The 14656-nt window shown below is 47.7% G+C and carries 14 protein-coding genes and 2 pseudogenes; 14 read left to right on the forward strand and 2 right to left on the reverse strand.

The window, feature by feature from the left end:
• The first annotated feature begins 4 nt into the window (after positions 1–4).
• The 9 genes and pseudogenes from J7439_RS16970 (at position 5) to J7439_RS27220 (ending at position 10217) form a co-directional block, all read left to right on the forward strand.
• Positions 5–1327 (forward strand): MATE family efflux transporter, encoded by a 1323-nt coding sequence (locus J7439_RS16970; RefSeq protein ID WP_209203152.1) that lies wholly within the window; start codon positions 5–7, stop codon positions 1325–1327.
• 35 nt (positions 1328–1362) lie between these two features.
• Complete coding sequence (locus J7439_RS16975) at positions 1363–2082, forward strand: SGNH/GDSL hydrolase family protein (RefSeq protein ID WP_209203153.1); 720 nt, start codon at positions 1363–1365, stop codon at positions 2080–2082.
• Between the two features lie 282 nt (positions 2083–2364).
• On the forward strand, positions 2365–3276 hold the full coding sequence (gene cysD / locus J7439_RS16980; RefSeq protein WP_209203154.1) for a sulfate adenylyltransferase subunit CysD: 912 nt from the start codon (positions 2365–2367) through the stop codon (positions 3274–3276).
• Between the two features lie 145 nt (positions 3277–3421).
• Complete coding sequence (locus J7439_RS16985) at positions 3422–3787, forward strand: four helix bundle protein (RefSeq protein ID WP_209203155.1); 366 nt, start codon at positions 3422–3424, stop codon at positions 3785–3787.
• A gap of 135 nt (positions 3788–3922) precedes the next feature.
• Entirely contained in the window at positions 3923–5347 is a 1425-nt protein-coding gene (gene cysN / locus J7439_RS16990) for a sulfate adenylyltransferase subunit CysN (protein ID WP_209203156.1), read from the forward strand.
• Between the two features lie 85 nt (positions 5348–5432).
• Positions 5433–7166: an SLC13 family permease gene (locus J7439_RS16995; RefSeq protein WP_209203157.1), complete on the forward strand. Its 1734-nt coding sequence runs from the start codon at positions 5433–5435 to the stop codon at positions 7164–7166.
• A 112-nt stretch (positions 7167–7278) separates the two neighbouring features.
• Positions 7279–7884 (forward strand): adenylyl-sulfate kinase, encoded by a 606-nt coding sequence (gene cysC, locus J7439_RS17000; protein WP_209203158.1) that lies wholly within the window; start codon positions 7279–7281, stop codon positions 7882–7884.
• 77 nt (positions 7885–7961) lie between these two features.
• Positions 7962–8741 carry a 3'(2'),5'-bisphosphate nucleotidase CysQ gene (gene cysQ, locus J7439_RS17005; RefSeq protein WP_209203159.1) on the forward strand — a complete coding sequence of 260 codons (780 nt, stop codon included), beginning with the start codon at positions 7962–7964 and terminating at the stop codon, positions 8739–8741.
• Between the two features lie 48 nt (positions 8742–8789).
• Positions 8790–10217: pseudogene (locus tag J7439_RS27220) on the forward strand (mannose-1-phosphate guanylyltransferase/mannose-6-phosphate isomerase).
• Positions 10218–10329: 112 nt separating this feature from the next.
• Here J7439_RS27220 and J7439_RS17015 read toward each other — a convergent pair.
• The gene (locus J7439_RS17015) at positions 10330–10545 is read right to left on the reverse strand and encodes a toxin-antitoxin system HicB family antitoxin (protein ID WP_209203160.1); all 216 of its coding nucleotides are present in this window, start codon (positions 10543–10545) and stop codon (positions 10330–10332) included.
• Positions 10542–10970 carry a putative toxin-antitoxin system toxin component, PIN family gene (locus tag J7439_RS17020; RefSeq protein ID WP_209203161.1) on the reverse strand — a complete coding sequence of 143 codons (429 nt, stop codon included), beginning with the start codon at positions 10968–10970 and terminating at the stop codon, positions 10542–10544. Before J7439_RS17020 ends, J7439_RS17015 begins: the two co-directional genes overlap by 4 nt.
• A gap of 42 nt (positions 10971–11012) precedes the next feature.
• Between J7439_RS17020 and J7439_RS17025 the strand changes: the two are divergent.
• The 5 genes and pseudogenes from J7439_RS17025 to J7439_RS17045 form a co-directional block, all read left to right on the forward strand.
• A pseudogene (locus J7439_RS17025) lies at positions 11013–11626 on the forward strand (phosphohexomutase domain-containing protein); the annotation flags it as partial.
• 93 nt (positions 11627–11719) lie between these two features.
• The gene (locus tag J7439_RS17030) at positions 11720–12460 is read left to right on the forward strand and encodes an oligosaccharide flippase family protein (RefSeq protein ID WP_209203162.1); all 741 of its coding nucleotides are present in this window, start codon (positions 11720–11722) and stop codon (positions 12458–12460) included.
• 9 nt (positions 12461–12469) lie between these two features.
• A complete protein-coding gene (locus tag J7439_RS17035; protein WP_209203163.1) occupies positions 12470–13033 on the forward strand; it encodes an MATE family efflux transporter in 564 nt (187 codons plus the stop codon).
• Positions 13034–13213: 180 nt separating this feature from the next.
• Positions 13214–13750, forward strand: a complete 537-nt coding sequence (locus J7439_RS17040; protein WP_209203164.1) for a hypothetical protein — start codon at positions 13214–13216, stop codon at positions 13748–13750.
• Positions 13743–14306: a hypothetical protein gene (locus J7439_RS17045; protein WP_209203165.1), complete on the forward strand. Its 564-nt coding sequence runs from the start codon at positions 13743–13745 to the stop codon at positions 14304–14306. Before J7439_RS17040 ends, J7439_RS17045 begins: the two co-directional genes overlap by 8 nt.
• The last annotated feature ends 350 nt before the right edge of the window (positions 14307–14656 follow it).

The raw sequence follows: 14656 nt of genomic DNA on the forward strand, positions 1-14656 counted from the left end.
CTATGTGAACCCGGTAATGTCAAAACTCCACGATGCATTTGAGCGGAGGAAAGGTGGGTTGTTGTTTCAGTCAGCCCTTGCTTTCTCCGTTCGAGCCTTCGGCGCCGGTAGCGGCTTTCTTCTAAACCTGATTATTGCCCGAACCCTGCCACCCCAACAGGCAGGCTACTACTTCCTGGCATTCACGGTTATCCAGGTATTGGCCATAACGGGTCTTTTAGGCTTGCAGACCAGCCTGCTCCGCTTCATTGGCAGCAGCAAAGCCGAAAAAAACTGGAACGAAGCCAGCGCCGCCCATAAAACCGGCACCCTCTGGGCATTCCTGCTCGCCACCAGCTTAGGAGTATTACTTTACGTCACCAGCCCCTGGCTGGCAGAACATATTCTGGAAAAACCAGATGCAACCCCTGCTTTGCAGGCCATGTCACCTTCAGTGGTTTTGTTCGCCCTGCTTACCCTTAACGCCCACGCCCTGCAAGCCGTAGGCGATGTTATAAAATCGGTCAGCACCCTGAATATCCTGGTGCAACTCTTACTGGCCGCAGCCCTGCTAATGGACCTGGCCACCACAGCCCAGACAACAGCCGCCTTCTACTCCCTGGCCTGCCTGCTCACTATGTTTATTTCCCTGTTCTGGTGGCTACGCAAACCAAGAATCCACTGGCGCGGTGTTGGGCAATTTCCAGCAACCACTCTTTGGCAAAGCTGCCTCCCCCTTTGGTGGGTTACGCTAATGGGTTTATCTGTACAGTGGGGTGGCCAGCTGATTTCAGCTGCATATCTACCACCGGAAGAGTTAGCGATTTTGGCAGTCACACAGCGTACAGCTATGTTGACAAGCTTCATTCTTATGGCGATTAATTTAGTTGTTGCGCCTAAATTTGCTGGGCTTTACAAACTAGGCAAAATTGACGAACTAAAGCAGATTACTTTCACCTCTACACGACTACTGTTGGTTGCATCAATTCCTCTGCTCTTTTTATTAATGGTATTTCCCAGCTGGATTTTATCTTTTTTTGGAAAAGGTTATGAGGAAGGGGGCCATGTTTTGCGAATATTGGCTGCTGGTCAAATTATCAATGTACTCACAGGGTCTGTTGGCATGCTACTTGCCATGTGTGGTCATGAAAAAGATTTGCGAAATGCTTTACTGATTACAGGCCCTATGGCTATTGTTTTGGCTATCATTTTCATACCATTGCTCGGTTTATATGGAGCAGCTCTTTCAACTGCAATTCCATTCGCTATTCAGAATTTATTCGCTGCTCGCCTACTTCATAGGCGCTTAGGCTTCAGTCCATTATCAGCCTTCGTTAAGTTCAAGTGAATTAGAAGGCGTGTTATAGAAACGATTTTTTTATAATGCTGACCAATATAAAAGCTAACTCTAGTTATTTTATAAAGAAAATCATTGCATCTCTAAAACGGTTTTCCCGAAAAGAAATTCTAGTTATTGGTGATTCTCATGCGGAGATATTTAATGTCACTAAGCTTCAAAGCTGCTTCCCTGAATACTTCTTTACTGTTGTGTCTATTGGAGGTGCTACTGTTTCAGGATTGAATAACCCTAACTCCAAAACTCAAGCATTACCTATATTTCAAAGATGGCTTACATCTTCTAAAGCAGTGTATACCATTCTCCTGATTGGTGAAGTTGATACGGGTTTTGTTATTTGGTATCGAGCCGAGAAATACAGTCTACCTGCCGATAAAATGCTGGATAAAGCTGTTGAAAACTATGCAACACTGATCAATAAAATAGTTACACGATCTAAGCTGATTTGTATTAGTACTCCATTACCAACAATAAAGGACAATCAAGACTGGGGAGAGATTGCGAATCAAAGGAAGAGCATAAAAGCAACACAGATTCAAAGAACCAACTTAACATTAGAGTTTAATAAAAGAATTGAAGAGCTTTGCCAGTCCCAAAATGTCGCTTTTATATCACTAGATAAAGAATCTCTAGGGAAAAATGGTGTAGTCAGTGAACACTTAATGCATCCTGATCCAAACGACCATCATTATGACAAATCAGAATACACTAAACTTATTGTCAAATACATGAAGCAATACATTTAACAATCATCCGCAACTATAGCATGGTTAATTTGCCAGATTAAATGACTTCCGGCATGCCGGAAGCTTATTAGGAGGCGCCGATTACGCCTTCCTGTGCGCCCCACATTGAGCGCATATCAATTATCAACAGCCTGACTGAAACATCACAATAGGCGATCAAGAAAATCACTTGAAAGAGCCTTGCGTAGCCTCAGCCAAGCCTATGCGAGGCACCCCGGAATAGCCGGGGGGTTACCTAATGATTAATTACCGAATTCCTGTCACCCCAGAACCTGATAACCCATGATCGAAAAAAAACACCTAACCCACCTCAAACAACTTGAGGCGGAAAGTATCCATATTATCCGAGAAGTAGTTGCCGAGTTTGAAAACCCGGTGATGCTTTATTCCATTGGTAAAGATTCAGCGGTAATGCTGCATCTGGCAGCTAAGGCGTTTGCCCCCGGTACGCCACCGTTCCCGTTAATGCATGTGGACACCACCTGGAAGTTTCGGGCAATGATTGAGTTCCGTAACCAGATGGCGAAGAAGTACGGAATGGAGTTGATTGTCCATACCAACCCAGAAGGTAAGGCAGCCAATATTAATCCGTTTGATCATGGCAGTGCCAAATACACAGACGTAATGAAAACTGAAGCTCTGAAGCAAGCATTGAATAAATACAAATTCGATGCTGCCTTTGGTGGTGCACGCCGGGATGAAGAGAAGAGCCGTGCTAAAGAGCGGGTTTACTCTTTCCGTGATAAAAACCACCGTTGGGATCCAAAAAACCAGCGGCCTGAGCTGTGGAATACTTACAACGGCAAAGTGGAAAAAGGCGAAAGCATTCGGGTATTCCCACTCTCCAACTGGACCGAGCTGGATATCTGGCAGTATATCTTCCTGGAAAATATCGAAATTGTGCCGCTGTATTACGCAGCAGAACGTCCGGTGGTTAACCGTGACGGAACGCTGATCATGGTAGACGACGAACGTATGCCATTACATGAAGGTGAAACTCCGGAGATGAAGTGGGTGCGCTTCCGTACCTTGGGCTGCTACCCGCTGACCGGCGCTGTGGAATCGAAAGCTACAACGCTGCCAGAGATTATCCAGGAAATGTTGTTGACCAAGACCTCTGAACGCCAGGGGCGGGTTATTGACCATGACTCGGCGGGGTCGATGGAGAAGAAAAAAATCGAAGGCTATTTTTAAAGAAGCTGTAAGTTAATAGCTTTAAGCTGTAAGAAAAAGCTTTTCAACTTAAAGCTTACAGCTTCAAACTTACAGCTATAAACCTTATAGCTTTAAAAACCTCTGCTATCTTTGTGCTCTTTTGGTGATAAAAAAAGAGCAACTTATGAATTTTGAGAAGTTAGAGGTTTGGAAACGGTCTGCACGGCTCTCAGCCCAGTTGTATAAAGAGTTGAAACGCCTTCGGGATTATGGGTTCCGAGACCAGATAACACGGTCTGGTCTATCTGTACCCAGTAATATCGCAGAAGGAATGGCACGCAACAGCAGTAAAGAAAAAGTTCACTTCCTTTCTATTGCCAACGGTTCCTGCGCAGAGCTGCGAACCCAAATATACATTGGCATGGAGATTGGTTATATCGAAAGCCAGACCGGTAAAAGCTGGCTGCAAGATACCCGCGAAATATCCTCCATGCTGTTCAGTTTATCCAAATCTATAAGCGGGGAAAGTTTTAAGCGAGGGAAGTTTTAAGCGAGGGAAGTTTTAAGTGGTAAGCCATAAGCTGTAAGTTAAAAGCGGAAAAAAACTTACAGCTTACAGCTTCAAACTTACAGCTTCAAACTTACAGCTCCAAACTTACAGCTTTTTTCCAGCTTCGCTGAAAAAATGAACCAATCCGAATTAATTGAAAAAGACATCCTCGCCTATCTGAAGCAGCATGAATCGAAAGATATGCTGCGCTTTCTTACCTGCGGTAATGTGGATGATGGGAAGTCAACCCTGATCGGGCGTTTGCTGCATGATTCCAAGATGATCTTTGAAGATCAGTTAGGGGCGATTAAGCAGGATTCTAAAAAGTTTAATACTACCGATGAAGAGTTTGACCTGGCGTTGCTGGTTGATGGCCTTCAGTCCGAGCGGGAACAGGGCATTACCATTGATGTTGCTTACCGCTATTTTTCCACCGATAAGCGCAAATTTATTATTGCCGACTGCCCCGGGCATGAGCAGTACACCCGTAATATGGCTACCGGGGCTTCTAACTGTGACCTGGCTATTATTCTGATTGATGCCCGCCATGGGGTGCAGACCCAGACGAAACGGCATAGTTTTATTGTCAATCTGCTGGGTATTCGCCATGTGATTGTGGCGGTGAACAAGATGGATCTGGTGGAGTATTCTCAGGATAAATTCCGGGAAATTAAAGCAGACTATAAGGCGTTTGCTGACCAGCTGAATATTGGCGATATCCGCTTTGTGCCTATCTCTGCCCTGCGTGGCGATAACGTGGTAGAGACCAGTGAGCAGATGTCCTGGTACCCCGGCGCTACTCTGATGAAGCTTCTCGAAACCGTAACGGTAACGGATGACAAGGATTACGGCGCTTTCCGTTTTCCTGTTCAGTATGTCAATCGTCCTAATCTGGATTTCCGTGGGTTCTGTGGAACCATCGCCTCCGGTGAAATTCATAAGGGTGATGCCGTAACCGTTCTGCCTGCGGGTAAACAGACCACGGTAAAAGCGGTTTATACCCCTGATGGCGAACAACCCGATGCCTTTGTTGACCAGGCCATAACCCTGACGCTGGATGATGAGATCGATATCTCCCGGGGCGATATGCTGGTGCGCAGCGATCAGCTTCCGGAAGTGAGCGATGTGCTGGATGTCAACATGGTATGGATGAGTGAACAGGCCATGGTGCCCGGTCGTGAATACGCCTTAAAGTTTGCCGCTAAAAACGTCTATGGACGTGTAGAAACCATCTACCATCGCACCAACGTTAACACTCTCGAACAGGAAGAAGCCCATCAGCTGGCCCTGAATGAGATTGGTACCTGCCAGCTCTGCACCAGTCAGCCTATTGTCTTTGAGCCTTACGAAAAGAACCCTGCCTGCGGTAGTTTTATCGTTATTGATCGGATGACCAATATTACCGTGGGTGCCGGGATGGTAATCGGCAAAGCCGAAGCTGGAGGCTTGAAGCTGGAAGCTGAAAGCGAGATGACGCCGGAGCGGATGCGAGAGTTCGAGCTGAAGATGAATGCGCTGGTTCGGGAATACTTTCCGCATTGGGAGGTGAAGAAGCTGTAAGTTGTAAGCTTTAAGCTGTAAGTAAAGAGCTTTTCAACTTAAAGCTTACAGCTAATAACTTACAGCTTTTTTTTCTTCGCAAAAAATGAAAATCATTGTTTTTACTACGCTCGGCCTATTGATCGGGGCGTTGGTGTCCGGTCGGGTGCGGCCGGTGCTGGCGTTTATGGGGGCGCTTGGGGTGTTTGTTGCCCTGGGGTTGATTGAGTTGGAAAGTGCTCTGGCCAATGTGATTAATCCCTCGCTGGTTACGCTGGTGCTGTTGATTCTGATTTCTCTGGCTTTGCAGAAAACGCCTTTTGTTTCAGGGCTTGGAGATCGGTTGTTGCGAGGTAGTTATGGCCGAGGGGTTTGTCAGTTGTTTGGGGTGGTCTGTTCTGCCTCGGCGGTGGTGAATAATACGGCTGTGGTCGCTTCGTTAATCAGTACCATCAGCCGTAACCGACAGTTTGTGGCCTCAAGGGTGTTGCTTCCTCTCTCCTACGCTTCGATTTTTGGTGGTGGGTTAACCCTGATTGGGTCCAGCACCAATATGATTGTGAACTCCCTGGCTATTCAGGAGGGTTTTGGGGCGCTGGGCTTTTTTACCATTACACCCCTTGGACTGGTGATGGTCAGTGTGGGCTGTTTGATGACTGCGTTGCTGGGTTATCGGTTTCTGCCGGAGCGCAAAATGGCAGACCGGGATCTGCAGAACTATTTTGTTGAGGCTCGGGTTGCCGATGACTCTCCCCTGATTGGCAAAAGCATTATGGAAAATGGCCTGCGGCACTTGGGGCGTTTGTTTCTGGTAGAAGTCGTTCGCAATGGCGAACTGATCAGCCCGGTGGCACCTTGTGAGCGGCTCAGGGATGGTGATGTGCTGGTGTTCTCCGGTGATGTCAGTGCCGTACCGCTGTTACAGAAGTTCCCTGGTTTAAAACTGTTCCATGGCTCCCATGAATCAGACAGTGACCCACTGCTGAACAATCTGGCGGAGGCTTATATCAGCCATCAGTCGGTACTGGTGGGTAAAACTGTCCGGGAAATTAATTTTCGTACTCAGTTTGATGCGGCAGTGGTGGCTATTCGTCGTGGCAATGAACGACTTGAAGGTTCATTGGGTAATATCACCCTGCGCACAGGCGACAGTTTGGTGCTGGCGGTGGGTGAGGACTTTAGCCAGCATACCAACCTGGAGCGTAACTTTTACCTGATTAATGGTATTGAGGTCGAGCACGCCCTTTCGCCCATCCAAAGCGTGCTGGTACTGGCAGGTTTTCTGTTGACTCTTGGGTTATCTGTCAGTGGTGTGCTGCCGCTGATGGAAGGGCTGGTGTTTCTACTGGGAGGCTTGATTGTTACCAAAGTACTGACCCTGGAAGAGATTCGCCGCCGGTTCCCGTTTGAAATGCTGGCCATTGTGGCCGCCACCCTTGGTATTGCCCAAGTCATTATTACCACGGGTGTGGCTGGGTCTATCGCTGGTGCGATCAACTCGGTCTTTGGCCAGTGGGGTGTATATGGTGCTTTGATTGGCGTGTATCTGCTGGCCCTGTTATTTACCGAAGTAATTAACAACAATGCTGCGGCTGCACTGGTTTTCCCTATTGCTATGGAGATGGCCAACCGCTGGGAAGCAGAGCCACTGCCATTTATTATCGCCCTGATTTTTGGAGCCAGTGCCAGCTTTATTTCCCCGTTCGGCTACCAGACCAACCTGATGGTTTACAGTGCCGGCAATTACCGAGTGCAGGATTTTGTACGGGTGGGGTTGCCGCTTTCTGTTGTTTATAGCGTTTGTGTTTTGGCACTTATTCCTTTGTTTTTCCCTTTTTAAGAAAAGAAAGCCGTAAGCTTTAAGCCGTAAGCTGTAAGTAAAAGCTCTTAACTTACAGCTTAAAGCTTACGACTTAAAGCTTACCACTTACGGCTATCCAAGAGCTTTGTTAATGAATATCGTTTGGCATCACCATAAAGTGACGCGGGAAATGCGTTCCTCCCAGAAAAATCAGAAGCCATGCCTGTTATGGTTTACCGGGCTGAGTGGCTCCGGAAAATCCACTGTCGCTAATGCTGTAGATGAGCTTTTGTTTGAAACTGGTCACCATACCTATGTTCTGGATGGAGATAATGTTCGGCATCGTTTAAACCAGGATCTTGGCTTTAGTGATGAAGACCGGGTAGAAAACATTCGTCGTATTGGTGAAGTTTCAAACCTGTTTGTTGATTCGGGCCTGATTGTATTGAGTGCCTTTATTTCCCCCTTTACTTCAGAGCGAAGAATGGTTCGGGAAATGCTGCCCGATGGCGAGTTTATTGAAATCTTTATTGATACCCCGCTGGAAGTCTGTGAACAGCGAGACCCGAAAGGACTGTATAAAAAAGCCCGTAAAGGTGAAATCAAAAACTTCACTGGTATCGACTCCGACTATGAAAAGCCGGAAAACCCGGAGCTGGTTATTAACACTTCTGAACTGTCACTGAGTGAATGTGCCCGGAAGGTTGTTGAGTACCTGGGGGAGAGAGGGATTATTGAAAAAAGCTGTAAGCCATAAGCTTTAAGCCGTAAGTTCCAAGCGCTTTTAACTTAAAGCTTACAGCTGTCAACTTACAGCTTTTTTAAGGAGAAAAAATGATTCAGGATATTCTGAACATCGCCCATCAGGCTGGCGATGCGATTCTCAATATTTACGAACGTGATTTTGCCACCTATGAGAAGAATGACCAGAGTCCACTGACAGAGGCAGACTTGGCCGCTCATGAGGTGATTGTTGCAGGGCTTAAGGCTTTGACGCCGGATGTGCCGGTACTGTCGGAAGAGTCTTCAACCATTCCCTGGGATGAGCGGCAGCAGTGGTCGAAATACTGGCTGGTTGATCCGCTGGATGGCACTAAGGAGTTTATTAAGCGTAACGGCGAATTTACGGTCAATATTGCCCTGATTGAAGATCACAAAGCGGTTAAGGGTGTGGTCTATGCGCCCGTGTTGAGACGATTCTATTTTGCTGATGAGAATGGAGCTTACCGGCAGGATCAGGGGTCTGAACCAGCGCAGCTATCCGTTGCGACTCATGGCGATGATCGCCCCTGGAATGTGGTGGCCAGTCGTTCTCATATGAGCGATGAGACCAAAGCATTTATTGAAAAGCTGGGTGAATGCGAGTTGGTTTCTATGGGTAGCTCTCTCAAACTATGCCTGGTTGCCGAAGGTGCTGCCGATGTTTATCCCCGCTTTGCCCTGACCAGTGAGTGGGATACAGCAGCAGCGCAGTGTGTGGTGGAACGTGCCGGGGGCAGTGTGGTGTCTCCTGAGTTTGAGCCCCTGCGGTACAACACCAAAGAGAGTTTACTAAACAGTTTTTTTATTGTGTATGGTGAACACGAAACTCTAAAAATTTTGGCTAACAAGTAAAGCTACTTAAAGCACGATCTACGAATCCCTTCGATAGCGCAAAAACTTATGACTTTGATCCCTGTAATTATGTCTGGTGGCTCCGGTAGCCGTCTCTGGCCCCAATCTCGTGCTTTATATCCGAAGCAGTTTCTGCCGCTGGTGAATGATCAGACCATGTTGCAGAACACCGTATCACGATTGGATGGCCTGGATTCTGTTTCTGCCCCGCTGGTGATTGCCAATGAAGAGCACCGTTTCCTGGTGGCTGAACAGTTTCGGCAGATGGGAAAGCAGGCTTCGGCCATAATTCTGGAGCCAGCAGGTCGGAACACTGCGCCTGCGGTAGCACTGGCAGCTTTAAAAGCTAAAGCCGTTTCTGAAGAAAAAGAGCCACTGTTATTGGTGCTGGCTGCGGATCATGTAATTAAAGATGTTAAGGCTTTCCATCAGGCAGTTGAGGCCGCATTGCCTGCAGCTCGTGATGGCAAGCTGGTCACTTTCGGGATTGTGCCTACTCATCCGGAAACAGGTTATGGATATATCAAGGCCAGTAAAGAGTTAATAGGCAATAGTAAACAGGTTGCTCTGGTAGAAAATTTTGTTGAAAAGCCTGGCCTTGAAACGGCCCAGGGTTATCTCGCTTCCGGAGACTATTACTGGAACTCCGGTATGTTCCTATTTAAGGCCTCCCGCTACCTGGAAGAGCTGAACAAGTTCCGCCCCGATATTCTGCAAGCCTGTGAAAAGGCGATGGCAGTTGAGAGCACTGATCTGGATTTTGTTCGATTGGATGAAGCCGCATTTCATACTTGCCCGGATGAATCTATCGATTATGCCGTGATGGAAAAAACCACCGACTCCGTTGTCGTTCCTCTTGATGCGGGTTGGACCGATGTAGGCTCCTAGACATCTTTGGCAGATATCTGTGAAAAAGATGAGTCCGGTAACGCTTTTCAGGGTGACGTTCTGTTGCAGGATACCCACAACACCTATGTGCGCAGTGAAAAAAAGTTGATTGCTACCGTGGGTGTTGAGGATCTGATAATCACCGAAAGCGATGATGCCATTCTGGTGGCCCATAAGGATCGGGTGCAGGATGTTAAAAAGATTGTTGACCGACTGAAGGCAGAAAACCGCACTGAGGCAAAACTGCATCGGAAAGTTTACCGCCCCTGGGGGGCTTATGATTCCATCGATATGGGCGACCGCTTCCAGGTTAAGCGCATTACCGTTAAGCCGGGGGCACAGCTCTCTTTGCAGATGCACCATCACCGTGCCGAACACTGGATTGCCGTTAAAGGTACTGCCGTGGTCACCAATGGCGATCAGGAAATTCTGCTGACCGAAAACCAGTCCACCTATATCCCCATTGGCGTGGTGCATCGGCTGGAAAACCCGGGCAAGTTCGACTTTGAACTGATTGAAGTACAGAGCGGCGGGTATCTGGGTGAGGATGATATTGTGCGGTTTGAGGATACTTACGGAAGAACTTGATTGACGCCGCCCGCTGCCCGCCTCCCGCTGCCCGAAAAAGCACGGAACTTTTCTTTTACGGGAAGCGGGTAGCGGGGGGCGGGCAGCGTTCCTTAAACCTATTCCGATTCACTCATAATCGGTCATCCAGCCGGTCCAGTATTTTCAGGGCTTCCTTTGGATTGCCTGATTCTGCTCTGGCCAGGTAACGGTTATAGGTATCAAACTCTGCCAGGGCAATGGTTGATAATTCATCCATCAGCTTGTTGAGGCTGATATTCCTGGATTTGGCCAGTTGCTTCAGGCGCTCGTGTTTTTCTTCGGTCAGTCGAATGGTGAGTACGCTCATTGTCTGATCTCCCTGATAAAGTCTTCTGGTTTACAGATGGTCAGGTGGTCAAACCGTAGTTCACCCCTCCCGACATCTTTTATATTTTTAGTGATGATATGGCTGGCACCGCCAGCCATGGCCAGCTCAATAAGGTGATTATCGGCTTCGTCTGGCAGATTGGGTCGCCACAGATAATAGATCTCTACCCAACGGGTCATACTTAGCAATGCATTAAGCACCTGTTCCCGTTCTTCTGCCGTGGTTCGACTCTTATGCCAGAGCGAAGGTCTGTTTAACAGTGACTCATACTCGGTATAAAGTGCATTGCCCATTAGCGGGTTTAATTGCCGGTTCAGGCATAGCCTGAGAATTTCACGGCTTGCTCCTCCGCTACCGAGAAGCGCCGAAATAAAGCAGCTGGTATCAAATACAATGGTTTTCATGGATTAAATGATAGCACATATGCTATCGAAAGGTTCTGATTAATGTCTACGCTCTCTTGCTTCAAAGCCTACGATATCCGTGGCCGTATGCCTGATGAATTGAATGAAGATATTGCCTGGCGGATTGGCCGGGCGACGGCTGAATACCTTAAGCCCAAGACGATGGTGGTGGGGGGTGATATTCGTCTTTCTACTCCGGAACTGAAAACCGCTCTGAGTGATGGGTTGCGGGCCGGTGGTGTGGATGTGATTGATATTGGCCTGTGTGGCACTGAAGAGGTTTATTTTGCCACTTCGCACCTGAAGGCGGATGGGGGCATTATGGTGACCGCCAGCCATAATCCGAAAGACTATAACGGGATGAAGCTGGTTCGGGAGGAGAGTAAACCGATTTCTGGCGATACCGGATTGAGGGAGATGTCTTTGGCTGGTGATTTTTTTGCCACGGAGGCACGGAGGCACGGAGGCACGGAGGAAAAGATAAGGCTTTATGGGGGGCTTATCGGGAAGTTTCTAATCTGTCGGCTTATGTGGATCATATTCTTGGGTATATCAAACCGGATGAGTTGAAGCGGCTGAAACTGGTGGTGAATGCCGGTAATGGGGCGGCCGGGCATGTCATTGATGCTATTGAAGCACGGTTTAAAGAGACCGGGAAAACCGGGGTCAAAAACCGGGGTCACAAAAACCGGGGTCAGGTCTTTCATCGTGCATAAAGTCAATAAGTTTCCAGAGTTTTCAAATTAACCGTGTTAACAACCATCCAAACTAAACTAACCAATAACCGCAAAGGCCTCCTATTCCAATCCGCGCTGGCCTTCACCATCCGCGCTTTCGGCGCAGCTTCAGGCTTCCTTCTAAACCTAATCATCGCCCGAACCCTGCCACCCCAACAGGCAGGCTACTACTTCCTGGCATTCACGGTTATCCAGGTATTGGCCATAACGGGTCTTTTAGGCTTGCAGACCAGCCTGCTCCGCTTCATCGGCAGCAGCAAAGCCGAAAAAAACTGGAACGAAGCCAGCGCCGCCCATAAAACCGGCACCCTCTGGGCATACCTGCTCGCCACCAGCTTAGGAGTATTACTTTACGTCACCAGCCCCTGGCTGGCAGAACATATTCTGGAAAAACCAGATGCAACCCCTGCTTTGCAGGCCATGTCACCTTCAGTGGTTTTGTTCGCCCTGCTTACCCTGAACGCCCACGCCCTGCAAGCCCTAGGCGATGTTATAAAATCGGTCAGCACCCTGAATATCCTGGTGCAACTGTTACTGGCCGCAGCCCTGCTAATGGGCCTGGCCACCACAGCCCAGACAACAGCCGCCTTCTACTCCCTGGCCTGTCTGTTGACCATGCTTATCTCCCTAATCTGGTGGCTACGCAAACCCGGCATAAAGTGGTGTGCTGTTAAGCAATTCCCGGCAGCCACACTCTGGCAAAGCTGCCTGCCTCTCTGGTGGGTGGCACTGATGGGCTTAGGCGTACAGTGAGCAGGCCAGTTGGTCTCCGGTGCCTATGTTCCACCGGAAGAACTGGCCATTCTGGCCGTAGCCCAGCGTACCGCCATGCTTACCAGCTTTGTACTAATGGCGGTTAACCTGGTGGTCGCCCCAAAATTCGCCGGCCTCTATAAACAGGGCAAAAGCGAACAACTGCAACGCATCGCCCTGAAAGCCACCAAACTGATGGTGCTGTTCGCCCTGCCCATTGTGGGCTTTATGCTGATTTTCCCAGAATGGCTAATGTGGCTGTTTGGCGAGCAGTATAAAAGCGGTGCCAACCTGCTGCGCATACTGGCACTAGGGCAGTTTGTGAATGTGATGACTGGCTCTGTAGGTTACTTGCTATCCATGAGTGGCCATGAGCGCGACTTGCGCAATGTTGTCTTTATCAGTGGCCCTATGGCCATCATCCTTGCTCTCGTCTTAACACCTTTATATGGGGTGACTGGTGCGGCGGTGGCGACAGCCATTGCCTTGGCCAGCCAGAACCTTCTTGCGGTTGGGATGGTTAAGCGTCGATTAGGCTTTAATACGCTAGCGGTTTGGCGGAAACCTTCTTGATTTTGGCTGTAAAGCTCTATAGCTCTATAGCTCTAAAGTTCTAAAGTTAAGAGCTGTAAGCTGTATGTTTGATGCCTTTTAAACTTTAAAGCCTTACAGCCTTACAGCTCAAAACTTACAGCTTTTAGCTCTTCCAGAGCTATAATCGTCTGTAAATGGTTATGAATGATGGAGTAAGAGATGGGCAGGAAAGCATTTGAAGAACTATTGAAAAGTCATAATGGCCCAGATGATCAGGGTAACGAGCGTATAGATTGGGATAAGCAGCGCGATGAGTGGTTAGGCTTCATCGCCCAGTTTTATGACACCCTTGAGCAATGGTTCAAACCCTACAAAGATAACAACTCTCTTGATTATCAATATAAAGTAATTGAACTGACTGAAGACAATATCGGTTCCTATCAGACTCAACAAATGCTGGTTCAGTTTGCTCAGCAGAACCTTAAAATTACACCTGTTGGCACTTTGCTCATTGGTACCAAAGGTCGGATTGATATGGAAGGTGCCCGTGGGCGTATTCAGTTTGTCCTCGCCGATAAAAACAGCCATGGCCCTGGTGTTATGACTTCATACTCTGGTGCATTAAGTGAGGAGACCAAAAAAGCCGAAAAAGAATGGGGCTGGAAGATTGTACTTAAGGTTTCAAATAGAATTTCGTTTGCTGAGTTTGATGAAGACAATTTTTTTGATGCCTTGATGGAAGTAGTGAATGCCTGAGTCTCCTTATAACAAGGCTAAAGGCAAGGTGTCTTTCTCTTTTTCTCATTCCACCATTGATGAGATTGGCAAATATTATGAAGATTGTGAATCAGGGCTTGAAGCATTTTACCTGACCTTATGCCCGGAAGATCGTTTTATTGGTTACTCAAAAAGTGAACTGGAGAAAGAACTAAAAGAAAAAAAAGCCATCCTTGATCGTACTTGCTCCCTTGAGTTGTTAGCGGCTTTGGAAGCCCGGTTCAGAATCGATTATCTGATTCGTTGCCAGAACAAGCATAAAGACGTTCTTTCCCGGAAGTTTCGGGAAATTCATCAGCAGAAAGCCAATAGAGCTTCTTTAACAGATGATATTTTAACGGCATGGAGATCATTATTCCCGGAGCATAAGACCCGGTTAGATGATTTCCAGAAAGCTATCGATTACCGGAATTGGCTTGCCCACGGCCGATATTGGCTGCCAAAGCGAACACCCCATATAAATAGTGCAGACTACCTTACAATCTATCTTCTAACCGATAATATTTTGGCAAATATGATGTTGTTGGAAAGTTGAAGCTGGAAGCCTACTCGTTCTGCTTCCAGCCTCAAGCTTCCAGCATCTTTTACTCTCTCTTAAATAAATCCTATGACTGAAAAAAAACACCTAACCCACCTCAAACAACTTGAGGCGGAAAGTATCCATATAAGAAAACCAGGGTCACAAAACCAGCAAAACCAGGGTCAAAAACCAGGGTCAGGTCTTTCATCGTGCATAAAGTCAATAAGTTTTCAGAGTAATCGTGTTAACAACCATCCAAACTAAACTAACCAACAACCGCAAAAGCCTCCTATTCCAATCCGCCTTGGCATTCACCGTCCGCGCTTTCGGCGCAGCTTCAGGCTTCCTCCTAAACCTGATCATCG

The organism is Salinisphaera sp. G21_0 (genome assembly GCF_017744115.1).
In the GTDB taxonomy this organism is placed as follows: domain Bacteria; phylum Pseudomonadota; class Gammaproteobacteria; order Pseudomonadales; family Endozoicomonadaceae; genus Endozoicomonas.